Source organism: Noviherbaspirillum sp. (genome assembly GCF_035654295.1).
GTDB lineage: Bacteria > Pseudomonadota > Gammaproteobacteria > Burkholderiales > Burkholderiaceae_D > Noviherbaspirillum.
Genome location: NZ_DASRXF010000186.1, coordinates 1 through 26,605, shown reverse-complemented (window position 1 = coordinate 26,605; position 26,605 = coordinate 1). Strand labels below are relative to the sequence as shown.

Here is a 26,605-nt window from a genome sequence, read left to right as displayed (position 1 = left end):
GAGACGGCGCTGATCCTGATCGACCTCGGCCGCGGCAAGAACCGCATGGGCGCCTCCGCGCTGGCGCAGGTGATGCAACAGATCGGCAACACGGTCCCTGACGTCGACAGCCCGGAAGACCTGAAGGCATTTTTCTCGGCGATCCAGCAGCTCATGGCCGAGCGCAAGCTGCTCGCCTACCATGACCGCTCCGACGGCGGCCTGTTCGCCACGCTCTGCGAAATGGCCTTCGCCGGCCGCACCGGCGTCTCGGTCAACCTCGACATCCTCACGATGGAAGGCGAACACGCTTCCGATTCGGGTGAGGCCAAGAACTGGGCAGGGCAGGTGGCCGAGCGCCGCAACGACATGACGCTGCGCGCGCTGTTCAACGAAGAACTCGGCGCGGTGATCCAGGTGCGTGCGGAACAGAAGTCGGATGTGATGAACGTGCTGCGCTCGTTCAACCTCGGTGCATGCAGCCACATCATCGGCAAGCTCAACGACCGCGATGCGATCGAGTTCACGCGCGACGCCAAGGTCGTCTTCAACCAGCAGCGCGTCGAGCTGCAGCGTCTCTGGAGCGAAACCAGCTGGCGCATCGCGCGTCTGCGCGACAACCCGGCCTGCGCCGACGCCGAATACGATCGCATCCTCGATGCGTCCGACCCGGGCATGACGCCGAAGCTGTCCTTCGATCCGCAGGAAGACATCGCGGCGCCTTACATCGCCACCGGCGTCAAGCCCAAGGTCGCCATCCTGCGCGAGCAAGGCGTCAACTCGCATGTCGAGACGGCGTACGTGATGCACAAGTCCGGCTTCACCGCGGTCGACGTGCACATGAGCGACCTGATCGCAGGACGTGCGAAGCTGGACGATTTCAAGGGCTTCATCGCGGTCGGCGGCTTCTCCTACGGCGACGTGCTGGGCGCCGGCGAAGGCTGGGCCAAGACCATCCTGTTCAATGCCAAGCTGGCGGAACAGTTTGCCGGTTTCTTCAACCGCGGCGATACCTTCGCGCTCGGCATCTGCAACGGCTGCCAGATGATGAGCAACCTCAAGTCCATCATCCCGGGTGCCCAGGCATGGCCGAAGTTCACGCGTAACAAGTCGGAGCAGTTCGAGGGCCGGTTCGCGATGGTCGAGGTGGCGGATTCGCCGTCGATCTTCTTCGCGGGCATGGCCGGTACCCAAACCCCGATCGCGGTCGCGCACGGCGAAGGCTTTGCCGATTTCTCGCAGACGGGCAGCATCGGCGAAGCCCTTGTGGCCATGCGCTGGATCGACAACAAGGGGCAGGCGACGGAAGCCTATCCGTACAACCCGAATGGATCGCCGCAGGGCATCACCGCCGTCACCACGCCGGACGGCCGCTTTACTGTCATGATGCCGCACGCTGAACGCGTGTTCCGTACCGTGACGCATTCCTGGCATCCGGATAGCTGGGGCGAGTACTCGCCGTGGATGCGCATGTTCCGCAATGCACGGAAGTGGGTGGGCTGAGGCGGAGGCATCTAGCACCCGTCGTTCCCGCGAAGGCGGGAACCCAGTGTCTTTCTCTGGTACGACACTGGATTCCCGCCTTCGCGGGAATGACAGCCGAAAAAAAGGCGCTCCACGGAGCGCCTTTTTGTTGATGCGTTTAAACCCTTACTGGATCTTGGCCTTCTTGCGCAGGTCTTCCTGGTAGGCCTGCAGCTTCTTCTGCTGCAGCGATTCCGCGATTTGCGGCTTCACTTCTTCCAGCGACGGCAGCTTGGCGGCGCGTACGTCTTCCAGCTTGATCACGTGGTAGCCGTACTGGGTCTTGACCGGGGTCTCGGTGATCTGGCCCTTCTGCAGGCCTATCATTGCATCCGAGAACGGCTTCACGAAGGAGGCCGGAGATGCCCAGTCGAGGTCGCCGCCATTGGCAGCGGAGCCCGGATCCTTGGACTGCTTGGCGAGGTCTTCGAACTTGGCTCCGCCTTTGAGCTTCGTGATGATCGCCTTGGCTTCATCTTCCTTGTCGACCAGGATGTGGCGTGCGTGGTATTCCTTGTCACCGGCCTGGGACTTGAACTTGTCGTACTCGGCCTGGATCTCGGCATCCTTGACCGGATTCTTCTTCAGATAGTCCTGCACCAGCGCGCGGATGGCGATCGACTGGCGGGCGATCTCGACCTGGTTCTTGACGTCGGCCGAATTGGACAGGCCCAGCTTGTCGGCTTCCTGGATCAGGATTTCACGGTTGATCAGCTCTTCCTTGACCATGGCGCGCAGCTGGGGGGAGTCCGGCTGGCCCTGTGCTGCAAGCTGCTTGATCATTGCGTCGGCGCGCGAGGAGGGCACAGGCTTGCCGTTGACCACTGCAAGGTTTTGTGCGATAGCGGGCAATGCGACGGCTGCGACGAGCAGCACCAGCAGGCGAGCGGGTTTCAGAGTCATTGTTCGTTCCTAGTTACGAGGGATGAAAGGTTGTCAATGCGGCGCGCTATTTCTCTACTTCTGACGGCGCCAATGCGATGATGTTGAGGGCGTGTATATCGCTGGTCATCATGTCACGGAGGCAATCATACACCAGCCGATGGCGCGCCACGCGGTTTAACCCATCAAATCGGTCGGAAACAATGCGGACACTGTAATGTCCTGCGCCCGAGGCGGCGCCTGCATGTCCGGCATGCAGATGCGAGTCGTCGACCAGTTGACATTCGAGCGGTGCAAAAGTTGCGGTCAGCCGGCTGCGCATTTTTTCGATACGTTCGCTCATTGCGGATCCTTCACATGTTTGGACAGGAACACGCTCTGTGCGATGACGAAGGCGATCATGAGGCCGGTAAACCCGAACAGCTTGAAGTTCACCCAGAATGCGGTGGGGAAGGAGTAGGCAACGTAAAGGTTGACCAGTCCCATTGCGCCGAAGAATCCGGCCCAGGAAAGGTTGAGCCGCTGCCACACCGGGTCGGGCAGGGCGACCTGCTTTTCCATCATCATGCGGATCAGGTTCTTGCCGAACACGGTCTGTGCGACGAGGAGCGCCGCGCCGAAGCACCAGTACAGGACGGTCGGCTTCCACTTGATGAAGGTTTCATTGTTGAAATAGATGGTCGCGCCGCCGAACACGGTGATGATGGCCAGCGACACCCAGAGCATGCCGTCCACCTTGCGCCCGCGCAGCAGCAGATAACCGATCTGCGCGAAGGTGGCGAGGATGGCGATTGCTGTCGCCAGCATGATAGGCGCCTGCGCTGTGGTTGCCGCGCCGGAGGTGAAGCCGGCCAGATATTGCTGTGCCAGCGACTGCGCGGCTTCCGGATTGCCTTCGCCCCACTTGAACATGGCGAAGAAGAGGATGACCGGGAACAGATCGAATAAAAACTTCATCGGGACAGGCCTTCGATTTATTTAGGTTCAAACCGCAGGGAAGCGGAGTTGATGCAATATCGCAATCCCGTGGGCGGCGGCCCGTCGGGAAAGACGTGGCCGAGATGCGCGTCACAAACATTGCACAGGATTTCGGTGCGTATCATGCCATGACTGCGGTCGATGCGCTCGGACACATTGTCCGGATCGAGTGGCTTGAAATAGCTCGGCCAGCCGCAGCCGGAGTCGAACTTCGCGTCCGATTCGAACAGCGGCGTGCCGCAGCACACGCAGGTGTAGATGCCGTGTTCATGGTGGTCCCAGTACCGGCCGGTGAAAGCACGTTCCGTCGCGGCATGCCGGGTGACCTGGTACTCGATCGGGTCGAGCTGGGCCCGCCACTCGGCGTCGGTCTTTTCTACTTTGTTCGTCATGATGAGCAACTCACTTCCAGTTGGCTTGCCCAGTGGGGCGGGAGGTCGGCGTAGGCTTCATTCTCGGGTTGTTCGTCGAAGGGCTTCTCGAGAATCCTGAGCAGATTGTCAACTTCCGAAAAATCCTTATTTTGCGCTTTTTCTATCGCCGTTTGTGCGAGGTGGTTCCGCAAGACAAATTTCGGGTTCACCGCGTTCATCGCTGCGCGGCGCTCCGCGTCCACGCTGTTTTCCTGTTTCAGCCGGCGCCGGTACGACTCGGCCCATGCGTCGAAGGCAGGGCGGTCGATGATGAGGTCGCGCACGGGCTCGTCGGAGGCGGGGTCGTCGATCTTCAGGTCGCCGAGGCGCCGGAAGAAAAGCGTGAAGTCGACATGGTTTTCCTGCAGGAGCGAGAACATGGCATCGGTCAGCGCGCCATCATCGGGCTGCACGGATTTCAGGCCCAGCTTTGCGTGCAGCAGCGCTTCCAGCTTCTGCTCGTAGACCGGCTTGTAGACTTCCAGCGCAGCATGGGCGTCGTCGACCTCGCCGATCAGCGGCAGCAGTGCCTGGCCGAGGGCGAAGCAATTCCATTGGCCGATCCGCGGCTGCATGTGGTACGCATAGCGTCCCTGGTGGTCGCTGTGGTTGCAGATGTGGCCGGCATCGAATGCGTCCATGAAACCGAAGGGCCCGTAGTCGATGGTGAGGCCGAGGATCGACATGTTGTCCGTGTTCATCACGCCGTGCATGAAGCCCACCGTCTGCCATTGCGCAATCAGCTCTGCGGTGCGGCGCGTCACTTCCTGCAGCAGCGCCTTGTACGGGTTGGGCGCTTCGCGCAGCGCAGGATAGAAATTATCGATCACATAGTCCGCAAGAATCTTCAGCTCCGTCTTGCGATCCTTATAGGACCAGTGCTCGAAGGAGCCGAAGCGCACAAAGGTCGGTGCCATGCGCGTGGCGATGGCGCCGGTTTCCGGCGTCTCGCGCATCACGGGCATGTCGGTGCCCACCACGCACAGCGCGCGGGACGTTGGAATGCCGAGCGCCGCCATCGCTTCCGAGCAGAGAAATTCCCGGATCGACGAGCGCAGCACGGCGCGGCCGTCGCCCATGCGCGAGTAGGGCGTGAGGCCCGAGCCTTTCAGTTGCAATTCGAGGCGGCCGGTGGGATTGTCTTCGGTAGGGTTTCCCGCCGGTACATCGCCAAGCAGGATGGCGCGCCCGTCGCCAAGCTGGCCTGCCCAGACGCCAAACTGGTGGCCGGAGTACACCGCTGCCAGCGGGATGGAGCCGGGCAAGACACGGTTACCCGCAAACGCCTCGACAAAGCCCCTGCTATGGAATTCAGACGGGTCGAGATTGATCATCCGCGCGGCAGCAGTACTGGCGCCGACCAGGTGGGGCGCTGGCACGGGCGTCGGACGCAGTCGCGTGTAAAAGTCGCCGGGCAATGCGGCGAAAGAATTTTCAAACGGCAGGCTATCCGTCGCATGACGGATACTGCCGGTATCGGGAGCATTCATGTCGTTTCCTTGCTGCGCCGGGCAGGTCTGTGTCCGGGGGATGAGGGAGTGCGGGTGCGCGGCGCTGCCTGTTCGGGAAAGGCGACCTCGCGCAGCGCGTCGGGCTGTTTGATCGATATGCGGCCATATTTGGTCTGAATCAACCCGTTTTGTTCCCAGGTTTGCAGCAACTTGGAGATACTCTGGCGCGACTTGCCGAGCAGGTGGCCGAGTTCCTCTTGCGTCAAAGGCACTTCACGCATGCCGGCGCTTGCATTACCCCGGGCCGGTTTCAGATGCGCAAGTTCGAGAAGGCGACGCGCAAGCCGCTGCGGCAGCGGGGCAACCGCGGCCTCTTCAACGAGGTCGAAGGTGGCCCGCAGGCGCAGGCACAGCATTTTTGCAAAGCGCTCGTAGATGGCGGGGTAGGTCTCGAGCAGCCGTTTGAAATCCGACTTCGCATGGAACAGCACGATAGTGGCTCCGACCGCATAGCCGTCGTGCGAGCGCGGCAAGCCGTCGAACAGGGAAATCTCGCCAAACCAGCTCGGCGCGTCGAGTATGCCGATGGTGGTGGCTTGCCCGTCCGCCGTCGTGCGCGTGAAACGCACCGAACCGCTGGCGATCGTATAGAAGCCGTCCGCTTCCGCGCCGCGCGCATGCAGCAGCGCACCGTCTTCGAAGGCCTTGATGGCGCCGCATGCGGCGGCGTCCGCGATGACATCGTCCGGAAAGCCGGATAACCACGATTTTCGCAGCAGTTCGTTTTTATCGACCTCAGGCACGGGTGGAATACGCATCGAGATTGTTAAGAAGTTGACAGTCTTGTGCAGTGCGTTATGCCGATACTGCGATGAACAAGCAGACCTGCTCCGGACAAGATTCAGCAGGCATTCATTTTGACAGAGAAGAGGAGACCCCATATGAACGCCCCTGAAAAGCTCGCGATCCCATCGCTGCAAGACCGGGTTTCCGAAGAGGAATGGCAGACGCGCGTGGACCTTGCCGCGTGCTACCGGCTCGTCGCCAATTTCGGCTGGAGCGACCTCGTGTTCACGCACATCACCGCGCGCGTGCCCGGCGAGGAAGACCGGTTCCTGATCAACCCCTACGGCATGATGTTCGATGAAATCACGGCGTCCTCGCTGGTGAAGATCGACCTCGACGGCAACAAGGTGGAGGAATCGCCGTTCCCGGTCAATCCCGCCGGGTTCACCATCCATTCCGCCATTCACGCAGTCCGGCACGACGCGCAGTGCGTCCTGCACACGCATAGCGTGAACGGGGTCGCGGTGTCGGCCCAGAAGGAGGGCGTACTGCCGATTTCGCAGCAGTCGATCTTCGTGCTGTCGAGCCTGGCCTATCATGGGTACGAGGGCGTCGCCCTGAATGCGGAAGAAAAGCCGCGCCTGGTGGCCGACCTCGGCGACAAGAACTACCTGATGCTGCGCAACCATGGCCTGCTCACGCTGGGCAGGACGATCGCCGACGCCTTCGTCAACATGTACATCTTCGAAGCGACCTGCATGATCCAGGTGCGGGCGCAGGCCGGAGGCGGGGAGCTTGTTCGCATCCCGCAGGCCATCGTCGACGGCGCGCAGCAGCAGGCCAAGACGGTCACCAAGTCGCAGGGCGGGATGCTGGCATGGCCGGCGCTGCTGCGCAGGCTCGACCGCATCGATCCCTCGTACCGCACCTGAGACGGTACGTTCCCATCCATTCCGCCGCCGGCAGCCCATGCTTGCCGGCGGATTCGTCACGCCCCAACCACCCTCATCACGGAGACAACCATGAACGCACGCGCCAACTTCAAGGACATGCAGGAGAGCACCGCGGAAGACTGGAAGATCATCGCCGGCGAATTCCAGCCCTATGCGGCGGCCTTGCCCGACCGCGTCCTTGCCCACCTGCGCCTGCTCGACGGCGACTGCGGCGGCTTCCCGGTCGACCGCCTGACCCACAGCCTGCAGACCGCTACCCGCGCCTGGCGCGACGGGCGCGATGAGGAATACATCATCTGCGCCTTGCTGCACGATATCGGCGACACGCTGGGCAGCTACAACCATCCCGACATCGCCGCCGCCATCCTGAAACCCTTCGTCAGCCCCGAGAACCATGCGATGGTCGAAAAGCACGGCATCTTCCAGGGCTACTACTTCTTCCATCACCTCGGCATGGACCGCAACCTGCGCGACCAGTTTGCCGGCCATGCACTGTACGACCGCACGCTGGAATTCTGCGAAAAGTACGATGCCCCGGCCTTCGACCCGGACTACGACACCCTGCCGCTCGACTTCTTCGAGCCGATGCTGCGCCGCGTAATGGCCCGCCCGAAAAACACGATCTATAAAGCGGTCGTCGAATGAAACGTCGCGCGGGTGACATTGGTGCGTCGCACCATCGAAAATCATTGACGCTTTTCGTACGGTCGTTCAAAAATCACACCTAAAATTAGTGGCATTACTCTAACCACAATCCAGGAGGCAGGATGTCGCAGTACCCGAAGAGCCCATTGATGGGCCAGATGATGGACCAGCCTTTGCTCATCTCGAGCATCATCCAGCACGCGGACCGCTATTTCGGCGGCAATGAAATCGTATCCCGCCGCGTGGAAGGAGACATTCACCGCTATACCTACCGCGACTGCCACAAGCGTGCCCGCCAGATGGCTAATGCCCTGGCCGGCCTCGGCGTGAAGATGGGCGACCGGGTGGCGACGGTGGCCTGGAACGGCTACCGCCACCTTGAGCTGTATTACGCGATTTCCGGTTCCGGCGCGGTGATGCACACCATTAACCCGCGCCTGCATCCGGAACAGATCGCCTACATCGCCAACCACGCGGAAGACCAGTACCTGTTCTTCGACCTGACCTTCCTGCCGCTGGCTGAAGCTTTCGCCGCCCACTGCAAGACGGTCAAGGGCTACATCCTGATGGCCGACAAGGACCGCATGCCGGCGGATTCGAAGATCCCGAACCTGATGTGCTACGAAGACCTGATCGAGAAGAGCTCCGACCAGTACGAGTGGCCGCTGTTCGACGAGAACTCCGCGTCCAGCCTGTGCTACACCTCGGGCACCACGGGCAACCCGAAGGGCGCGCTGTATTCGCACCGCTCCACCGTCCTGCATTCCTACGCATCCACCATGCCGGACGCTCTGAACGTGTCCGCGCGCGACGCGGTGCTGCCGGTGGTGCCGATGTTCCACGTCAATGCCTGGGGCTTGCCGTATTCGGTGCCGCTGACCGGCGCCAAGATGGTCTTCCCCGGCCCCGCGCTGGACGGCAAATCGGTGTATGACCTGTTCGAGCAGGAGAAGGTGACCTTCTCGGCGGGCGTGCCGACAGTGTGGCTGGGCCTGCTGAATTACGTCGGCCAGAACAATCTCAAATTCTCCACCTTCAAGCGCACGGTGATCGGCGGCTCGGCCTGTCCGCCGGCGATGATGAAGGCATTCCGCCACCAGTACGGCGTCGAAGTCGTGCACGCCTGGGGTATGACCGAAATGTCGCCGCTGGGCACCGCCTGCACGCTCCAGAGCAAGCACCTGGACCTGCCGGAAGATCAGAAGCAGGCTGTGCTGGAGAAGCAGGGGCATGCGATCTACGGCGTCGACATGAAGATCGTCGGCGACGACGGCGAGGAACTGCCGTGGGACGGCAAGACCTACGGCAACCTGCTGGTGCGCGGCCCGTGGATCATCAACAGCTATTTCAAGGGCGAGGGCGGCGACGTGCTGCAGGACGGCTGGTTCCCGACCGGCGACGTGGCCACCATCAGCCCGGACGGCTACATGCAGATCACCGACCGCAGCAAGGACGTGATCAAGTCGGGCGGCGAATGGATCGGTTCCATCGACCTGGAAAACATTGCAATGGCTCATCCGGCAGTGCAGCAGGCAGCCTGCATCGGCGTCTACCATCCGAAATGGGACGAGCGCCCGCTGCTGGTGGTGGTGAAGAAGCCGGGCGCCGAGGTGGCCAAGGACGAGCTGATCAAGTTCTACGAGGGCAAGATCGCCAAGTGGTGGACGCCCGATGACGTGGTCTTTGTCGATGCGCTGCCGATCGGCGCCACCGGCAAGGTCTTGAAAAACCGCATTCGCGAACAGTTCAAGGAGTACAAGCTGCCGACTGCATGAAAGAGTTCGACGGGTGTGCGGCGCACACCCGCGCAACGCCTGGAAAAGTTGATGTACAAAAACAGAAGCTAATCAGCCATCGTTTTATAAATAAACCCACCAAGGAAAAGAGAGACAGATGATGATGAAGATGCGCCCCCTCGTTTTGGCATTCTCCGTGGCAGCAGCATTTGCAGCACCGGCGGTTCAGGCTGACACGATCAAAATCGCGATGATTGAAACGATGTCGGGGGCATTTGCGCCCATCGGCCAGAACCAGCTCAACACCTTCCGCATGTTCACCGAGATGGCCAACCAGCAGAAATGGGCCGGCAACCACACCATCGAAGTGGCAGCGTTCGACGGCAAGGGCAGCCCGCAGGAATCGCTGAACCAACTCAAGACCGTGATCGACCAGGGCTACCGCTATATCGCCCAGGGCAACGGCTCCGGCGTGGCGCTGGCGCTGATCGATGCCGTCAACAAGCACAACGAGCGCAACCCGGGCAAGGAAATCGTCTTCCTCAACTACTCCGCCATCGACCCGGACTTGACCAACAGCAAATGCAGCTTCTGGCATTTCCGCTTCGACGCCAACTCCGACATGAAGATGGAGGCGCTGACCACCTACATGGCCAAGGACCAGGAGTTGAAGAAGGTCTACATCATCGGCCAGAACTATGCGCACGGCCACCAGGTCACCCGCGCCGCGAAAGAATACCTGAAGCGCAAGCGCCCGGACGTCCAGATCGTCGGTGACGACCTGCACCCGATCGCCACCGTGAAGGACTTCGCACCCTACGTCGCCAAGATCAAGGCATCCGGCGCCGATGCGGTGATCACCGGCAACTGGGGCGCTGATCTGGCGCTGCTGGTCAAGGCAGCGAAGGACGCCGGCCTGACCGCCAAGTTCTACACCTACTACGGCGGCACCTCCGGCGTGCCGACCGCCATGGGTGGCTCCACGGCAGGCCTGGTCAAGCAGGTCGCCTACTGGATCCCGAACAACGAATCCTTCTCCGGCAAGGAAATCGTCGAAGCGTTCAAGAAGAAGTACAACGACGACTTCTACGTCCAGGACATCTACACCTTGGTGCAGATGGTCACCAAGGCCGCCAAGGACACTAACTCGGTGGACCCGGTGAAGCTGGCGTTCGCCATGGAAGGCATGAAAGTCAAGGCGATCAACGGCGACGTCGAAATGCGCGCCAACGATCACCAGCTGCAGCAGCCGCTCTACATTTCCACCTGGGCAAAAGTGGACGGCAAGAAGGTCAAGTACGACCAGGAGAACACCGGCTATGGCTGGAGCATGGATCAGAAGATCGAAAGCTACGTAGCCACCCAGCCGACCTCGTGCCAGATGAAGCGTCCGGCACGTCCTTCCTAATCCATCCACTGATGGTCGCGGTGCGGACCGAAGCGGTCCGCACCGTAGTTCGCTGCGGCGCAGCGAAAGAAAATCAACAAACCTGAACACGCAGCGGGCGGGGCAGCCCCGTCCATGCTGCGGTGCTGCGAGACGGCCCGTGAGAGGCTGCCGCAGTGGCGTGCTTTTGGCGACTTTGCGACGACTCAAACGAACCACGCGTGAAGGGAAAAGACATGGCCAATACAAGCTAGATGAGTGCTTTACACTGGGTATAAGCCCCGATATGCTGTAAACCACATAACACTCATAAGGAAGAGACAAATGGCTACTCAATTCAAGACGTTGATCATCCCGCTTTCGTTGGCCGCCGCGTTTGCATTGCCTGGAACGGCAAGCGCGGAGACGGTGAAGATGGCGTTCATCGATCCCTTGTCCGGCCCGTTCGCGCCGGTCGGCCAGGGCATCCTCAAGAGCTTCCAGTACATCGCCGAAAAGGCGAACAACGAGAAGTGGGCCGGCGAGCACAAGTTCGAGATCGTCGGCTTCGACAACAAGGCGAGTCCGCAGGAATCGCTGTCGGTGCTGAAGACGGTCATCGACCAGGGCTTCCGCTACATCATCCAGGGCAACGGCTCCGGCGCGGCACTGGCGCTGATCGATGCTGTGAACAAGCACAATGAACGCAATCCCGGCAAGGAGATCGTGTTCATCAACTACGCCGCCGTCGATCCCGACCTGACCAACAGCAAGTGCAGCTTCTGGCACTTCCGCTTCGACGCCAATTCGGACCAGAAGATGGAGGCCATGACCTCCTTCATCGAGAAGAATCCGAACGTCAAGAAGGTCTACATCATCGGCCAGAACTATGCGTTCGGCCACCAGGTGACCCGTGCCGCGAAGGAATACTTGAAGCGCAAGCGTCCGGATATCCAGATCGTCGGCGACGACCTGCATCCGATTGGTCAGGTGAAAGACTTCTCGCCCTACGTGGCGAAAATGAAGGCCTCCGGTGCCGACACCATCATCACCGGTAACTGGGGCGCCGACCTCGCGCTCCTGATCAAGGCCGCGAAGGATGCCAACCTCGAGGCCAATTTCTACACCTACTACGCCTCCACCACGGGTGTGCCCACCGCAATGGGCGCCGCCGGCGCGGAGCGGGTGAAGTATGCCGGTTACTGGAACGTGAACAATGAAAAGTTCACTGGCAAGGATATCGTCGAAGGCTACAAGAAGAAGTACAACGACGACTATTACGTCCTCGCGACCTATACCAGCCTGAACATGCTGGGCAAGGCGATCATGCAGGCCAAGTCGACCGACCCGGTCAAGGTGGCTTTCGCGATGGAAGGCATGAAGATGACCAGCCTGAACGGCGAGGTCGAGATGCGCAAGCAGGACCACCAGCTGCAACAGCCTATCTACATTGCCACTTGGACCAAGGTCAACGGAAAGGACGTGAAGTACGATCAGGAAAACACCGGCTACGGCTGGAAGACGGACGTCAAGTTCGACACGCACGTCGGCGCACAACCGACTTCGTGCCAGATGAAACGCCCATCGGCTCCCTGATCAGTTTCCGAACGGCAGCGTGACGGACTTCCGCCACGCTGCTTTTTTACGGGTAAAAAATAGTACGGTCGTACAAGAATTCAATTCTAGGTAGTAAGTCATAGGGGTGCCCTCGTGGAGTTTACTTTAATCACGCTGCTAAACGGTTTGAGCTACGGGCTCCTGCTGTTCATGCTTTCCTCCGGGCTGACGCTCATCTTTTCGATGATGGGTGTGCTCAATTTCGCGCACGCGAGCTTCTACATGCTCGGTGCCTATTTCGCCTATGCGATCAGCATCAAGATCGGCTTCTGGCCGGCGCTGATCATTGCGCCCTTGCTGGTTGGCGTCATCGGCGCAGTGGTGGAACGCTACGGCCTGCGTTCGGTGCACAAGTACGGCCACATTCCCGAACTGCTGTTCACCTTCGGCCTGTCCTACGTGCTGGTTGAAATGGTCCAGCTGATCTGGGGCCGCGCCGCCGTGCCGTACCCGATTCCGCCGGAACTGGACGGCCCGCTGTTCACCCTGTTCACCACCACCTTCCCGATGTACCGCGGCTTCATGATGCTGATCGCGGTGCTGATGCTGGTGTCGATCTTCCTGGTGCTGACCAAGACCCGCATCGGCCTGGTGATCCAGGCCGCGCTGACGCATCCGGAAATGGTGGAGTCGCTCGGCCATAACGTACCGCGTGTGTTCATGCTGGTGTTCGGCGGCGGCTGCGCGCTGGCCGGCCTGGCCGGCGTCATCGGCGGCAATGCCTTCGTCACGGAGCCGGGCATGGCGGCGACCGTCGGCAGCATCATCTTCGTCGTGGTGGTGGTCGGCGGCATGGGCTCGCTGGCAGGCGCCTTGCTGGCCTCGCTGCTGATTGGCTGCCTGCAGACCTTCGCGGTGGCGCTCGACCACTCGATCATGACCCTGTTCACCGCCTTCGGTGCCACGATCACGCCGGAAACCTTCGGCTATCCGGTACTGAAACTCACCATTTCCCAAGTTGCACCGATCATGCCTTACCTGCTGCTGGTGCTGATCCTGATCTTCAGGCCGCGCGGTCTGATGGGTACTCGCGAGGGCTGATCCGATGAATACGATAACAATGACCAACACCATGACTTACAAGCCCATGAACCTCGGGCGCTGGATCGTGTGGGGCCTGTTCGCCCTGATCCTGATCTTCGCGCCGATGGTGTTCAGCTCGGGCTCATCGATCTCGCTGCTGTCGCAGATCGGCACCGTGATGATCTTCGGCCTGTCCTACAACATGTTGCTGGGGCAGGGCGGCATGCTGTCCTTCGGCCACGCGGTGTACTCGGGTCTGGGCGCCTTCTTCGCCATCCACGCGATGAACCTGGCCTCGGCCGGCAAGATGTGGATGCCGGTCACCATGATCCCGCTGGTGGGCGGGCTTGCCGGCATGTTCTTCGGCATCCTGTTCGGCTACGTGACGACCAAGAAGTCGGGTACCACCTTCGCCATGATCACGCTGGGCATCGTCGAGCTGGTGTTTGCCTGCTCGCTGATGTTCCCCGAGTTCTTCGGCGGCGAGGGCGGCATCTCGACCAATCGCGTGTATGGCGAAAAGTTCTTGGGCATCACCTACGGTCCGCAGATCCAGGTGTACTACCTGATCGCGTTCTGGCTGTTCATCAGCACCATAGGCATGTTCGCATTCACGCAAACACCCTTGGGACGCATCATCAACGCGGTGCGCGACAACCCGGAGCGCGTCGAGTTCATCGGCTACGACACGCAGTGGGCGCGCTACCTGACGCTGATCCTGTCCGGCTTCTTCGCCGGCATCTCGGGCGGCCTGTCGGCGATCAACTTCGAGATCGTCACGGCGGAAAACGTCAGCGCGCTCCGTTCCGGCGGCGTGCTGCTGTTCACCTTCATCGGCGGCGTCGGCTTCTTCTTCGGCCCGATGATCGGCGCCATCATCGGCGTGTTCCTGTCGGTGATGCTGTCGGACTTCACCAAGGCATGGCAGCTCTACCTGGGCGTGTTCTTCATCGTCATGGTGATGTATGCGCCGTTCGGCGTGGCCGGCATCATCATGCTGAACCTGCGGGTAGCCAAGTACGGCAAATACCGCCGGATCTGGCCGCAGCTCTGTGCGGTTTCCGCCATGGCCCTGGTCGCCCTGGTCGGCCTGATCATGGTCGTGGAAATGCTGTACCACCTGACGCTGGAATCGGCCAACGGCACCGAAATGAAACTGTTCGGCTTCATGGTCGATACGGCCGCGGCGACGCCATGGGGCGTGGCGCTCGCCATACTGGCGATCGGCGCCGCCGGCTTCTGGCATACAAGGAAATCGTTCAAACACGCGTGGGGCGAAGTGAATACCGAAATTGAAGACATGATCCGGAGGGCAGAAGCATGAGCAACCTGTCCCTCGAACTCAAGGATGTCCGCAAGAGCTTCGGCAAGTCCGAGATCATCCGCGGCGCCAACCTGCAGGTGCCCAAGGGCGAACGCTTCGCGATCATCGGCCCCAACGGCGCCGGCAAGTCGACGCTGTTCAACCTGATCTCCGGGCGCTTCCCCGTCTCGGCGGGCGACATCAAGCTGAATGGTGAAAGCATCCTCGGCCTGAAGCCCTTCGAGATCAATCGCAAGGGCCTGTCGCGCAGCTTCCAGATCACCAACATCTTCCATCGGCTGTCGGTGTACGAAAACCTGCGCTGCGCGGTGTTGTGGTCGCTCGGTTACAAGTATTCCTTCTGGCATCGCCTGAACGGCCTGAAGGATGCACACGAGCGCGCCGAGCAAGTGCTGGAACAGATCGGCCTGCGCCGCCGACGCGACACCCAGGCCGGCCTGCTGACCTATGCCGAACAGCGCGCGCTGGAGATCGGCATCACCATCGCCGGCGGCTGCGACGTGATCCTGCTCGACGAACCGACCGCCGGCATGAGCCGTTCCGAGTCCGACGCGGCAGTGGAGCTGATCCGCAAGGTAACCGTCGGCAAGACGCTGCTGATGGTGGAGCACGACATGAGCGTGGTGTTCGGCCTGGCCGACAAGATTGCGGTGGTGGTGTACGGTGAGGTGATCGCCTGCGACACCCCGGCCAACATCCGCAACAACGCAAAGGTGCAGGAAGCATATCTGGGAGGACATGCTCCCGTGGAGGCGGCTTAAATGGCATTACTGGAAATCAAGAACCTGCACGCCTTCTATGGCAAGAGCCACGTGCTGCACGGCGTGGACATGAGCGTGGGCGAGGGCGAAATCGTCAGCCTGCTGGGCAGAAACGGGGTGGGGCGGTCGACTACCGTCAAGTCCACCATGGGTCTGGTCGACGTGGAAGGCTCGATCAAGTTCAAGGGCGAGGAAATCACCGGCTTCAAGGCCTTCGAGATTGCGCACAAGGGCCTTGGCTACGTGCCCGAGAACCGCGACGTGTTCCCGACGCTGACCGTGGCGCAGAACCTGATCCTGGGCGAGAAGAAGGGCAAGAAGTCGCGCTGGAGCATTGATGACATGTACAAGATGTTCCCGCGCTTGAAAGAGCGCGAGAACACGCCGGCCGGCGTGCTGTCCGGCGGCGAGCAGCAGATGCTGACGCTGTGCCGCACGCTGATGGGCGACCCCGACCTGATCATGATCGACGAGCCGACCGAAGGCCTGGCGCCGAAGATCGTGGAGCTCGTGGCCGAGTACCTGAAGGAACTGAAGAACCGCGGCATCTCGGTGCTCCTGGTGGAGCAGAAGCTGGCGATCGCGCTGGAGATCTCGCAGCGCGTGTACGTGATGGGACACGGCTCCATCGTGTTCGAAGGCACGCCTGACGACCTGCGCCACAACGCCGCCATCCGCAAGGAATGGCTGGAGGTGTGATGGGATTCATCGGCCCGGATGTCGTCCTGCGCAACCCGGCGTATGTGCACGAGAGCGCGCACCTGTACGGCAAGGTGACGGTCGAGGAGCATGCGTCCATCTGGGCCAATGTGGTGGCGCGCGCCGAGCACAAGCAGATCGTGATCGGCGCGTACACCAACATCCAGGACTTCGTGATGCTGCACATTGGCGACCGTACCGACACCATCATCGGCAGCCACTGCTCCATCACCCACCATTGCACCATCCATGGCTGCACCATCGGCGACAACTGCCTGATCGGCATCAACGCCACTATCATGGACGGCTGCGTGATCGGCGAGAACAGCATCATCGGCGGCCATGCTTACCTCAAGGAAGGCACCATCGTCCCGCCCAATTCCATCGTCATGGGCGTACCGGGCAAGGTCACGCGCACGCAGAACAACTTCGTGCGCAACCGTCTCAATGCCTACGCGTACTACAAGAACGCGCTGGCCTATGCGTCCGGCAATTACCGTGCGTGGGACGAGTCGTCCTTCCCGCTCGAAATGATGGCGGAAATGCAGCGGCTCTCGGCCTTGCTGGCCGGCGAGGACGCTGTCTAGAAGCCTGGCGGAAAGCATGGCCGGCGGCAGATTCCAGGCCGCCGGTTTTTTTTCTTGCAAAATAATACGATCGTTCTTTTTTGCGGTATATTAAGCGCTACAACACAACCAGCTTCACGCTCCCCACACAATCCAATTTAAAAGGAAGAGATATGACTGCCGAATACAAGGTCAATGGCGCGGTTGCCGTCATCACGCTCAACAATCCTCCGGTCAACGGCCTGGGCCACGCGACGCGCAGTGCGATTGTGGAAGGCATGAAGCAGGCCCAGAATGACGATGCCGTGAAGGCGATCGTGATTACCGGCGCCGGCAAGGCATTCTCCGGCGGGGCGGACATCAAGGAATTCAATTCGCCCAAGGCGCTCGCCGAGCCGACCCTGCACACGGTTATCAGTGTGATTGAAAACGCCACCAAGCCGGTGGTTGCCGCGATCCACACGGTCTGCATGGGTGGCGGCCTGGAGCTGGCGCTCGGCTGCCATTACCGTGTCGTGTCCCCGGGCGCACAGATCGCGCTGCCGGAGGTGAAGCTGGGCATCCTGCCGGGCGCAGGCGGCACGCAGCGCCTGCCGCGCGTGGTCGGCCTGGAGCTGGCACTGAACATGATCGTGTCGGGCACGCCGGTTCCGTCCGAGAAGCTGGCCAAGACCGCGCTGTTCAACGAAGTGGTGCAGGGCGACCTGATGGAAGCGGCGATCGCTTTCGCCAACAAGGTTGCCGACGTGCGTCCGCTGCCGAAGGTGCGCGACATCAAGATCGATTACCCGAATTACGAAGGCTTCCTGCAGTTCTCGCGCAATACCGTCAAGGCAATGGCCGGTCCGTTCCCCGCACCGCTCAAGTGTGTGGAGGCGGTTGCCGCCGCCGTGACCAAGAAGTTCGACGACGGCATCAAGTTCGAGCGCGACCTGTTCGTGGAACTGGTGCAGACCACCGAATCCAAGGCATTGCGCCACGCCTTCTTCGGCGAGCGCGCCGCCAGCAAGATTCCGGATGTGCCGGAAGATACGCCGACGCGCCAGATCAAGTCGGCGGCCGTCATCGGCGCGGGCACCATGGGCGGCGGCATTGCGATGAACTTCGCCAATGCCGGCATCCCGGTCAAGATCCTCGAGATGAAGCCGGAAGCGCTGGAGAAGGGCCTGGCCACCATTCGCAAGAATTACGAAAACACGATGAAGAAGGGCAAGCTGACGCCCGAGAAGTTCGAGCAGCGCGTCGGCCTGATCACCGGTACGCTGTCGTACGACGACATCGCGCAGGCGGACATCGTGATCGAAGCCGTGTTCGAGGATATCGGCGTCAAGGAGCAGGTGTTCAAGAAGCTGGATGAAGTGATGAAGCCGGGTGCGATCCTGGCCTCCAACACCTCCACGCTGGACGTCAACAAGATCGCCAGCTTCACCCAGCGCCCGCAGGATGTGATCGGCCTGCACTTCTTCAGCCCGGCCAACGTGATGAAGCTGCTGGAAATCGTGCGCGGCGAGAAGACCGGCAAGGACGTGCTGGCTACCTCGATGGCGCTGTCCAAGAAGATCAAGAAGACCGGCGTAGTCTCCGGCGTGTGCGACGGCTTCATCGGCAACCGCATGATCGAACAGTACAGCCGCCAGGCAGGCTTCCTGCTGGAAGAGGGTGCGCTGCCCGAGCAGGTGGACAAGGCGATCGAGAAATTCGGCTTCGCGATGGGTCCGTTCCGCATGGGCGACCTCGCCGGCAACGACATCGGCTGGTACATCCGCAAGCGCCGCTACATCGAGAAGCCGGAAGTCACCTACTCGAAGACCGCCGACCTGCTGTGCGAAATGGGCCGCTTCGGCCAGAAGACTTCCGCCGGCTGGTACGACTACAAGCCGGGTGACCGCAAACCGTATCCGTCCCAGGTCGTGAACGACATGATCGTCAAGCACTCGGCCGACCTCGGCATCGAGCGCCGCAAGATCAGCGACCAGGAAATCGTCGAGCGCCTGGTATACGCCCTTGTCAACGAAGCAGCCTACATCCTCGAGGAAGGCATCGCCCAGCGCGCGTCTGATATCGACATGGTGTACCTGACCGGCTACGGCTTCCCGGTGTTCCGCGGCGGCCCGATGTTCTACGCCGACACCGTTGGCCTGCAGAATGTCGTCATGGCGATGGAAAAGTATGCGAAGGGCCGCCACGGCGAGGCCTGGAAGCCCGCACCACTGCTGGCGAAGCTGGCAGCCGAGGGCAAGACCTTCAACTGAGCCGCCTGACCGCAGCATGCAAAGCCCGGAGTATCCTCCGGGCTTTTTTTTCGCTGTCATTCAACCAGGCAACTTTTCCATCCCTGAAGCAATTCCCGTTACTTGCTAAGATAGATTCATGCAGTTGCTGCATCGGACGAAACATGCAACGTCCATGATGCAGCTTTGTCCAAGGGCACATTTGAAAAGCAAAACAAGGCGCGCATGCAAGCACACGAACCCGCCACCATTCTCATCGTCGACGATGAGGAGCGGAACCGTAAATTGCTCGAAGTTTTCATGCAGGCAGAGGGATACCGGACTATTTCGGTGGGCGACGGCAGGGAAGCGGTGGCCGTTGCCTCACGCGAGCGCCCCCGCCTGATCCTGCTCGACATGATGATGCCCGGCATGGATGGCTTCGACGTTGCGCGCGCGTTGAAGGCGCGGGCAGAACTGTCCGCCATTCCCGTCATAGTCGTGTCTTCCCTTGACGATATTGCCTCCCGCCGCAGGGTCTTGTCGGCCGGCGCCGACGAGGTCGTCAACAAGCCTGTCGATCGCTGGCAGCTGTCCCAGCACGTGGCCCGCCTCCTGGCCGCGGCGGACAAGGAACGATGAGCCAGCGCGGCGCGATTCCCGGCCACGCCAATCGCCTGCTGGCGATGACCGGCAGTATCGTGCGGGCTGCGGTGCGCGCCGATTCCCCTGACATGCTGTATCGCGAGGCATGCCATATCGCGGTGGGCTGCGGCCTGTTTCATTATGCGTGGGTCGGGCTGGTCGACCCCGCCGGCGGGCGCCTGCGCCGGCTTGCGCATGCCGGCGCCGCAGGCGGTGCCGAAGATTTGCCCGAACTGGACGGTATCGCAGCGTCGCTGCGCGAACACGGACAGGACTGCATCTGCATGGACCTGTCCGAGCAAAGCTTTTCCCGCCACGGCGTCGCCGCGGTGGCAGCGGTGCCGCTGCGGGAAAACGGCCGCACCGCCGGCGTCTTCATTCTGTGTACCGTGCGCCGCGGCCTGTTCGACGAGGCGGCTGTTTCCCTGCTGCGCGAGGCCGGACAGGACATCTCGTTTTCACTCGAGCACATGCTCGAGGAGCAGCGACGCCTCGCCGCGGAATCCAAGCTGTATTACATGGCCTTCTACGATGCGCAAACCGGCTTGCCCAACCGCGCCCTGCTGGAGCAGAAGCTGCCGCCGCTGGCGGGGAACGGGGCGCCTGTGGCGCTGCTGGCCATCCGCCTGCAGCGCCTGGACCGCGCCCAGCACCTGTTCGGCAGGCTGGCCATGGATGACGTGCTGCGGCTGCTCGCACAGCGGCTGGAGGCATTGCGCGGCGAGGGCATCCTGGCGCAGGTGGGACAGGACGAGTTCGCGCTGGCCTTGCCCGGACTGGATGACGCCGGCCGGATCGAGGCGATCGCGGGCCGAGTGCTTGCCGCGCTCGAGGAGCCGGTCCGGCTCGGTGAGCGCGAAGCATTCCTCGGCGCCAGCGTCGGTGCGGCAATCTACCCGCGCCACGATGCCGAGATCGGGCGCCTGCTGCGCCGCGCGCGGGCCGCGTCGGACCATAACGGCACCGAGGGCGGCTTTCGCATGTACAGCGAGGAACTCGACCGCGGTGTGGAGCAGCGGGCGCGCACGGAGGCCGAACTGCACAGGGCGCTCGAGCGAGGCGAGTTCCAGCTCTACTACCAGCCTCAGCTCAGCCTGCGCACCGGCGCGGTGGTCGGCGTCGAGGCGCTGTTGCAATGGCAGCATCCGCAGCGCGGGCTGGTCGGGCCCGGCCAGTTCGTCCCACTGCTCGAAGAGTGCGGCCTGATGCCCGCGGTCGGCGGCTGGGCCTTGCGCCAGGCATGCCGGCAGGCGCGCGCCTGGCAGGAAATGGGGCTGCCGCCGCTGCGCATGGGCGTCAACCTGTCGGCCTTGCAGTTCCGCCTCGCGCAGCTGGCCTCGATCGTGCGCGGCGCCCTGGACGAGGCCGGACTGGCGCCCGAATACCTGGAACTGGAACTGACCGAAAGCCTGATCCTGGAAAACGTGGAGCAGACCATCCAGGCCATGCATGAACTCAAGCAGCTCGGCGTTCGCCTGTCGCTGGACGATTTCGGCACCGGTTATTCCTCGCTCAGCTACCTGCGCCGCTATCCGGTGGACCGGATCAAGATCGACCAGTCCTTCATCCGCGACATGCTGCTGCACGCCGGGAGCGCGGCACTGGTCCGCAGCATCCTGGCGATGGCGTACAACCTCGGCCTGGAAACGATCGCGGAAGGCGTCGAGACCATAGAACAGTTCGAGTACCTGCGCCGGCAGCCGTGCGACGAAATGCAGGGTTTCCTCTTCAGCCGGGCGATTCCCGCCGCGGAAATTGCATGCATGCTGTCCGAGGGGCGCAGGCTGCTGTCGGCCAGGGCCGCATCGGACGGCCAGCGCGGCGTGCTGCTGGTCGACACGGATGTCGAAGTATTGGATCGTTTGCGCAGCGTGCTGACCGGCGACGCCTGGAATGTGATGATCGCCGCGAGCGCGGAGGAGGCGTTCGCGCTGCTGGCCGCGCACCAGCCCGGCGTCGTCGTGTCCGGCCTGCGGGAGCCGGGCGCCGCATTCCTGCACCGCGTGCGCCGCATGTACCCGGACACCGTCCGCATCTTCCTCTCGGGCAAGGCAGATGCGAGTGCCGTGATCGACGCGGTGAACCGGGGCGAGGTGTACCGGGTGCTGGAAAAGCCGGTGGAGCCGGAGCGCTTGCAGGCGTGCATGCGCGATGCGATCCGCCGCCCGGGCTTGCAGCCCGGAAGTAATTTGCCCGGAGTTGATCCTGATCATGGCGCGGACCCCGATGCAAACGCTCCAATAACAAATTGATTCGCATCAAAAACGACAGGAGCAGCATCGTGCAGCAAGTGAGTGGAAAACCGCAGGAAACCACGGAAATCCTGGTGGTCGAGGACAGCCCGACGCAGGCTGCCAAGCTGCGCTTGCTGCTGGAGGAAAAAGGCTACCGGGTACGCGTTGCCGCGAACGGCATGCTGGCGCTGGAGGCCATCCGGCACAGCCGGCCCGATGTCGTGCTGTCGGACATCATCATGCCGGAGATGGACGGATACGCCCTGTGCCACGCGATCAAGTCCGATCCGGCCACGCGCAGCGTGCCGGTAATCCTCGTGACCTCACTCATCGACCGCAAGGATATTGTTCGCGGCCTCGAATGCGGCGCGGACAATTTCGTGCGCAAGCCCTACGCCATCGACTACCTGCTGGTCCGCATCGAGCAGGTGCTCATGAACCGGCGCCTGCGGCAGGATGGCGGAGAGCCCGCCGGTACGGCAATCTACCTCGATGGCGAAAAGTACACGGTCAATGCCGAGCCCCGGCAGATCCTCGACCTGCTGGTCTCCACCTACGAGCAGGCGGTGCTGGTCAATGAGCAGCTGCAGGCGCGCGAACGCCAGGTCAACGAACTCAACGTGCGCCTCGGGCATCACGCCGCGCAGCTGGAAGCGACCAACCGCGAAATCGCGCGCCAGAACGGGGCGCTGGAGCAGGCGAACCGCATGAAATCGGAATTCCTTGCCAATATGTCGCATGAACTGCGCACGCCGCTCAACGCCATCATCGGCTTCTCGGAAGCGCTGCGCGACGGCTTGATCGGGCCGCTTTCGGCGGCCCAGCAGGAGGCCGCCGGCGACATTTACGACAGCGGCAAGCACCTGCTCCTGCTGATCAACGACATCCTCGACCTGTCCAAGATCGAGGCCGGCAAGATGGAGCTCGAACTCGAGGCGACCGACCTGCAGGACTTGCTGCAGAATGCGCTGACCGTATTCAAGGACAAGGCGCTCGCCGGGCAGATCCGGCTGCGCCTGGAGATGGAAACGGTCGGCCCGGTGCTGCTGGATCGCCGCAAGACGCGCCAGATCGTCTACAACCTGTTGTCCAACGCCGTGAAGTTCACGGGCGCGGGCGGTTCGGTCACGCTGCGCATGTGCAGCCGCGCGCCGGACGACCTGCAATCGATGCGGCTGGTGGGCGAGAAGGGCGCCGACCCCGGCGTGCCGCGCTATCTGGCCATCAGCGTCATCGACACCGGCATCGGCATCAGCGAGGAAGACCTCGGGCGCCTGTTCAAGCCCTTCGTGCAGCTCGACAGCGGCCTCGCCCGCAAGTACGAGGGAACCGGACTCGGCCTGGCGCTCGTCAAGCAACTGGTGGAACTGCACGGTGGCGTCGTGACCGTCAGCAGCCAGCCGCAGCAGGGCTCCGAATTCACCGCCTGGCTGCCGTGCCGGGAAGCGAGCTCCTGAGCCGTTTCTTGCCGGTCTTGCATGCCGCTTCCTGAAGTCGGCGGCAAACCTTCTCCCGCCATTGTTCTCCTGTCAATCCGTGCCGCTTGGCACGGCATTGCGCCTGCACGCATGAATTCCGCATCATTCCTCCAGTAAATCATTCTTTCCGGAACTTTTTCTCCCCGGAAAACTCTTTTAGGCATGGACCCGGAGACGCCGGGTTGCATAAGACGAACAACAAGGTGCCTGCTGCCGCCGTGCTACACACCCACGGCTGCAGTACGAGCGGCGTATCCGAACCATCCATGGAGTTGCAATTGAAAGCTTCCGCGTATCCTTCCCTTCTCGTGCTGTCCCTCATCCTCGCCGCGTGCGGCGGAGGCGGGTCCGGCGACGCCTCGACCCCGGCCGCGACCGTCGCCCCGGTTGCCACGGAAGCAACACCTTCCACCAGCGGCGGCAGTCTTGCCGTCGCAGCGCCGTCCGACACGGCGGGCACCCCGGCGGCCCCGGCCGCACCGAGCAACAATACGACGAAACCGGCAACCGATACGCCGGCCGCCCCCGTAACACCGACGACGCCAACGAACCCGGCCACTCCCACGACGCCCACGGCACCGACAACGCCGGCAGCGCCCGAGCTGGTCGAATACTATGGCGACTCCACCGTCTGGGGCTATCGCACCCACACCGGCGGACAGGTCTCTGTGCCCCCGCCGGTCGCTTTCACCGCGGCGCTGCCCAACCCGGCGGCATTCACGGTACGCAATGAAGGCGTGAGCGGCTCCACCGCCTGCGGCCTGCTCAACGGCACCGACGGCCGCCATCAGCCATGGGCGAGCCAGATGGCCGCATCCAAGGCGCGCTACGTGTTCGTCAACCATGCGATCAACGATCAGTGGACCTATGATCTGAACACCTACAAGGGCTGTCTGCGCTCGCTGGCGCGCACCGCCAAGCAGTACGGCAAGCAGATGATCTTCGAAACGCCGAACCCGACGCGCGACGACGTCGGCATCATGGCCAACGCCATGAAGGAAGTGGCGGCGCAGGAGGGCGTGCCGGTGGTGGACCAGTACAAGTACCTGAGCGAGTACCTGAACGGGCAGAGTGCCTATGCAATCGTGCCCGACGGCCTGCATCCGACGGAGGCGGTGTACGTCATGAAGGGCAAGTACGCCGCGAGCGTGTTCACCAGCCTGTTCATCAAGTAATCGATTTCATTCATCTCGGGCCCCGCAGTGCGATGCATTGCGGGGCCTTTTCATTTGCGGAGCGTGCCGACCTTCGCGGCATCTCAAGAAACCTGCTCCGGGAAGATGAGCACCATCAACGTCATGTTGCAGCCAGGGATCGATACTGTGCGGCATGCCACCTTTGTTTGCTCAACCTTCCACAGGGACTCTATGATCAAGTCGATCGAAGGCGTTCGTGGCCTTGCCGCATTGCTGGTCGCGCTCTACCACTTGAAGATCGGAAGCGAATACTTCTCCCTCATCCGCAACGGCTATCTGTTCGTGGACCTGTTCTTTGTCCTGAGCGGATTCGTCATCTGCGCCGCCTACGGCGATGCCATGCGCAGCGGCGCCGACCTGCGCCAGTTCATCTGGCGCCGCATCGGCCGGCTCTTTCCCTTGCTCGTCTTCTCGACCGTGGTGTTCGTGCTCGGTTCCAATGCGATCGTCCTTGCGAAGAAGCTCGCGGTGTCAGCCGGTCACGCGGGACTGCTGAACAATCCCGGTGCGCTCGAATATCTCGTGCCCACCGCCGGCGAAATCCTGGCCACGCTCACGTTCACCCACTCGCTGGGGCTCTTCGACGAACTGATCCTCAACACGCCGAGCTGGAGCATCAGCGTCGAGTTCTATACCTATCTGCTGTTTGCGCTGGTCTGCCTGCTGCTGACCGGCGCCGGCCGCATCGTCCTGCTGGCCGTGCTCAGCCTGGCGGGCTTGATCATTTCCGCGTGGGCCTCGGTCAACATCCATGACTGCATCGCGGCGAAGGGATGCCTGTCGCTGACCTACGATTTCGGGCTGGCACGCAGCATTCATTCATTCTGCCTCGGCGCGCTGGCGTTTTATTCCAGCCGCATCCTCAAGATGAACATTCCGGCGATACAGATCACCGTGATGTTCGCCCTGTTCCTGCTGCTGACGCTGGTCGATTACGTCTCGATCGCCGCCTTCGCATTCCCGGTCGCATTCGCCGCCCTGGTGCTGAGCCTGTCGAAGGACAGTGGCCCGCTCGCCGACGCGCTCAAGCCCGGGCTGTTCCAGGTCCTCGGCCAGCGTTCGTATTCGATCTACCTGATGCACATGCCGCTGCTGCTCATCTTCGAAAACCTGACCAAGCGCGTGTCCGGGCTGGTGTCGAGCATTACCGTCCTCGTCGCCTATGTATTGGTGCTGTACGTCATTTCAGGCTGGACCTACCGCTTCGTGGAGGCGCCGATGCGCGATTGGTTCAACCGGCTCGTGGTCCGCAAGCCGGCGGTCGCGGGCGGAGCGGGTTCATGATGGTTTCCGGCCTGCGCTTCATCTTTCTGCCCCTTGTCCTTGGCATGGCGATGGAAGGACACGCTGCCGGGGTGGTGATCGAATACTACGGCGACTCGACGGTCTGGGGCTATCAGTCGCAGAGCGGAGAGCGCGTGGCGAAACCGGCGCCCGCGGTGTTCGCGGAAAGCCTGCCGGACCCGCGCCGGTTCGAGGTCAGGAATGAGGGTGTCAACGGCAGCACGGCCTGCGACCTGCTCAACGGTACGGACGGGCGCCACCCGCCGTGGCGCGAACAGATGGCGAAATCGAAGGCACGCTATGTGTTCGTCAATTTCGCCATCAACGACCAGTGGAAGCATGACGTCGACAGCTATACCGGCTGCCTGCGGTCGCTGGCGCGCGTCGCCCGTTCGCAGGGCAAGCAGATGGTCTTCGAGACACCGAACCCCACGCGCGACAGCGGGCCCGACAGCCTCGATGTCTACGTCAACGCCATGCGCCGCGTAGCGGCGGAGGAAGGGCTGCCGGTCATCGACCAGTACCGCTACCTGACCGAACTGCTGAACGGGCAGGGCGTGCAGGCCCTGTGTCCAGATGGCCTGCATCCGTCCGAGCGGGGGTATGTGTTGAAAGGGCAGTTTGCGGCGAAGATGTTTGCGCGGTACTTTCTTGAAAAGTAAGCGGCGCATCATGGAATCGTAGGGTGGGCAAGCGGGCAGCCGAGGATGGCAAGGTGGGTTTCGCTGCGCTCTACCCACCCTTCTATGATGCGTTTGAAGTCAAGTCGTTTTGCAAATTCATCCGTGTCGTTTTTGCGTAGGCCGTCGGCCGTCATGGCCGACGGAACCGGCGTGGTGTTTCTTCATCGGTCGT

The 26,605-nt window shown here is 62.0% G+C and carries 24 protein-coding genes; 18 read left to right on the top strand and 6 right to left on the bottom strand.

Features of this window, described 5'->3' with window-relative positions; all coding sequences use genetic code 11:
• The coding region (locus VFF99_RS17620) for a phosphoribosylformylglycinamidine synthase subunit PurQ (protein ID WP_325020215.1) at nt 1–1,482 on the top strand (1,482 nt) is incomplete at its 5' end.
• 147 nt (nt 1,483–1,629) lie between these two features.
• Here VFF99_RS17620 and VFF99_RS17615 read toward each other — a convergent pair.
• The 6 genes from VFF99_RS17615 to VFF99_RS17590 are packed head-to-tail and all read right to left on the bottom strand — an operon-like array spanning nt 1,630 to nt 6,207.
• Entirely contained in the window at nt 1,630–2,406 is a 777-nt protein-coding gene (locus tag VFF99_RS17615) for a peptidylprolyl isomerase (protein ID WP_325020213.1), read from the bottom strand.
• A 46-nt stretch (nt 2,407–2,452) separates the two neighbouring features.
• Nucleotides 2,453–2,728: a BolA family protein gene (locus tag VFF99_RS17610; protein WP_325020211.1), complete on the bottom strand. Its 276-nt coding sequence runs from the start codon at nt 2,726–2,728 to the stop codon at nt 2,453–2,455.
• A complete protein-coding gene (locus tag VFF99_RS17605) occupies nt 2,725–3,342 on the bottom strand; it encodes a septation protein A (RefSeq protein ID WP_325020209.1) in 618 nt (205 codons plus the stop codon). Before VFF99_RS17605 ends, VFF99_RS17610 begins: the two co-directional genes overlap by 4 nt.
• Nucleotides 3,343–3,359: 17 nt before the next feature.
• Entirely contained in the window at nt 3,360–3,755 is a 396-nt protein-coding gene (gene msrB / locus VFF99_RS17600) for a peptide-methionine (R)-S-oxide reductase MsrB (protein ID WP_325020207.1), read from the bottom strand.
• Nucleotides 3,752–5,266 carry a protein adenylyltransferase SelO gene (locus VFF99_RS17595; RefSeq protein WP_325020205.1) on the bottom strand — a complete coding sequence of 505 codons (1,515 nt, stop codon included), beginning with the start codon at nt 5,264–5,266 and terminating at the stop codon, nt 3,752–3,754. The genes msrB and VFF99_RS17595 overlap by 4 nt, the downstream gene beginning before the upstream one ends.
• Nucleotides 5,263–6,207: a Crp/Fnr family transcriptional regulator gene (locus VFF99_RS17590; protein ID WP_325020203.1), complete on the bottom strand. Its 945-nt coding sequence runs from the start codon at nt 6,205–6,207 to the stop codon at nt 5,263–5,265. The genes VFF99_RS17595 and VFF99_RS17590 overlap by 4 nt, the downstream gene beginning before the upstream one ends.
• Between VFF99_RS17590 and VFF99_RS17585 the strand changes: the two genes are divergently transcribed.
• The 17 genes from VFF99_RS17585 to VFF99_RS17505 all read left to right on the top strand — a co-directional run bounded on the left by VFF99_RS17585 (nt 6,169) and on the right by VFF99_RS17505 (nt 26,412).
• A complete protein-coding gene (locus tag VFF99_RS17585) occupies nt 6,169–6,945 on the top strand; it encodes a class II aldolase/adducin family protein (RefSeq protein ID WP_325020202.1) in 777 nt (258 codons plus the stop codon). The two genes, VFF99_RS17590 and VFF99_RS17585, sit on opposite strands and share 39 nt — an antisense overlap.
• Before the next feature lie 90 nt (nt 6,946–7,035).
• Complete coding sequence (locus VFF99_RS17580; RefSeq protein ID WP_325020200.1) at nt 7,036–7,611, top strand: phosphohydrolase; 576 nt, start codon at nt 7,036–7,038, stop codon at nt 7,609–7,611.
• 122 nt (nt 7,612–7,733) lie between these two features.
• Nucleotides 7,734–9,386 (top strand): 3-(methylthio)propionyl-CoA ligase, encoded by a 1,653-nt coding sequence (locus tag VFF99_RS17575; protein ID WP_325020198.1) that lies wholly within the window; start codon nt 7,734–7,736, stop codon nt 9,384–9,386.
• A gap of 121 nt (nt 9,387–9,507) precedes the next feature.
• Nucleotides 9,508–10,755 carry a branched-chain amino acid ABC transporter substrate-binding protein gene (locus VFF99_RS17570; protein WP_325020216.1) on the top strand — a complete coding sequence of 416 codons (1,248 nt, stop codon included), beginning with the start codon at nt 9,508–9,510 and terminating at the stop codon, nt 10,753–10,755.
• A gap of 303 nt (nt 10,756–11,058) precedes the next feature.
• The gene (locus VFF99_RS17565; protein ID WP_325020196.1) at nt 11,059–12,309 is read left to right on the top strand and encodes a branched-chain amino acid ABC transporter substrate-binding protein; all 1,251 of its coding nucleotides are present in this window, start codon (nt 11,059–11,061) and stop codon (nt 12,307–12,309) included.
• 114 nt (nt 12,310–12,423) lie between these two features.
• Nucleotides 12,424–13,371: a branched-chain amino acid ABC transporter permease gene (locus VFF99_RS17560; RefSeq protein WP_325020194.1), complete on the top strand. Its 948-nt coding sequence runs from the start codon at nt 12,424–12,426 to the stop codon at nt 13,369–13,371.
• Nucleotides 13,372–13,375: 4 nt separating this feature from the next.
• A complete protein-coding gene (locus VFF99_RS17555) occupies nt 13,376–14,677 on the top strand; it encodes a branched-chain amino acid ABC transporter permease (RefSeq protein ID WP_325020192.1) in 1,302 nt (433 codons plus the stop codon).
• Nucleotides 14,674–15,438: an ABC transporter ATP-binding protein gene (locus VFF99_RS17550; protein WP_325020190.1), complete on the top strand. Its 765-nt coding sequence runs from the start codon at nt 14,674–14,676 to the stop codon at nt 15,436–15,438. The genes VFF99_RS17555 and VFF99_RS17550 overlap by 4 nt, the downstream gene beginning before the upstream one ends.
• Nucleotides 15,439–16,137, top strand: a complete 699-nt coding sequence (locus VFF99_RS17545; RefSeq protein ID WP_325020188.1) for an ABC transporter ATP-binding protein — start codon at nt 15,439–15,441, stop codon at nt 16,135–16,137.
• On the top strand, nt 16,137–16,724 hold the full coding sequence (locus VFF99_RS17540; RefSeq protein WP_325020186.1) for a gamma carbonic anhydrase family protein: 588 nt from the start codon (nt 16,137–16,139) through the stop codon (nt 16,722–16,724). Before VFF99_RS17545 ends, VFF99_RS17540 begins: the two co-directional genes overlap by 1 nt.
• Before the next feature lie 152 nt (nt 16,725–16,876).
• Complete coding sequence (locus VFF99_RS17535) at nt 16,877–18,955, top strand: 3-hydroxyacyl-CoA dehydrogenase NAD-binding domain-containing protein (protein WP_325020184.1); 2,079 nt, start codon at nt 16,877–16,879, stop codon at nt 18,953–18,955.
• Between the two features lie 204 nt (nt 18,956–19,159).
• Complete coding sequence (locus VFF99_RS17530; RefSeq protein ID WP_325020182.1) at nt 19,160–19,555, top strand: response regulator; 396 nt, start codon at nt 19,160–19,162, stop codon at nt 19,553–19,555.
• Nucleotides 19,552–21,810 carry an EAL domain-containing protein gene (locus tag VFF99_RS17525; protein WP_325020180.1) on the top strand — a complete coding sequence of 753 codons (2,259 nt, stop codon included), beginning with the start codon at nt 19,552–19,554 and terminating at the stop codon, nt 21,808–21,810. Before VFF99_RS17530 ends, VFF99_RS17525 begins: the two co-directional genes overlap by 4 nt.
• On the top strand, nt 21,807–23,249 hold the full coding sequence (locus VFF99_RS17520; RefSeq protein ID WP_325020178.1) for a hybrid sensor histidine kinase/response regulator: 1,443 nt from the start codon (nt 21,807–21,809) through the stop codon (nt 23,247–23,249). Before VFF99_RS17525 ends, VFF99_RS17520 begins: the two co-directional genes overlap by 4 nt.
• A 299-nt stretch (nt 23,250–23,548) precedes the next feature.
• Nucleotides 23,549–24,445 (top strand): SGNH/GDSL hydrolase family protein, encoded by an 897-nt coding sequence (locus VFF99_RS17515; RefSeq protein ID WP_325020176.1) that lies wholly within the window; start codon nt 23,549–23,551, stop codon nt 24,443–24,445.
• 192 nt (nt 24,446–24,637) lie between these two features.
• The gene (locus VFF99_RS17510; protein ID WP_325020174.1) at nt 24,638–25,750 is read left to right on the top strand and encodes an acyltransferase; all 1,113 of its coding nucleotides are present in this window, start codon (nt 24,638–24,640) and stop codon (nt 25,748–25,750) included.
• Nucleotides 25,747–26,412, top strand: a complete 666-nt coding sequence (locus VFF99_RS17505; RefSeq protein ID WP_325020172.1) for an SGNH/GDSL hydrolase family protein — start codon at nt 25,747–25,749, stop codon at nt 26,410–26,412. Before VFF99_RS17510 ends, VFF99_RS17505 begins: the two co-directional genes overlap by 4 nt.
• Nucleotides 26,413–26,605: the final 193 nt, after the last annotated feature.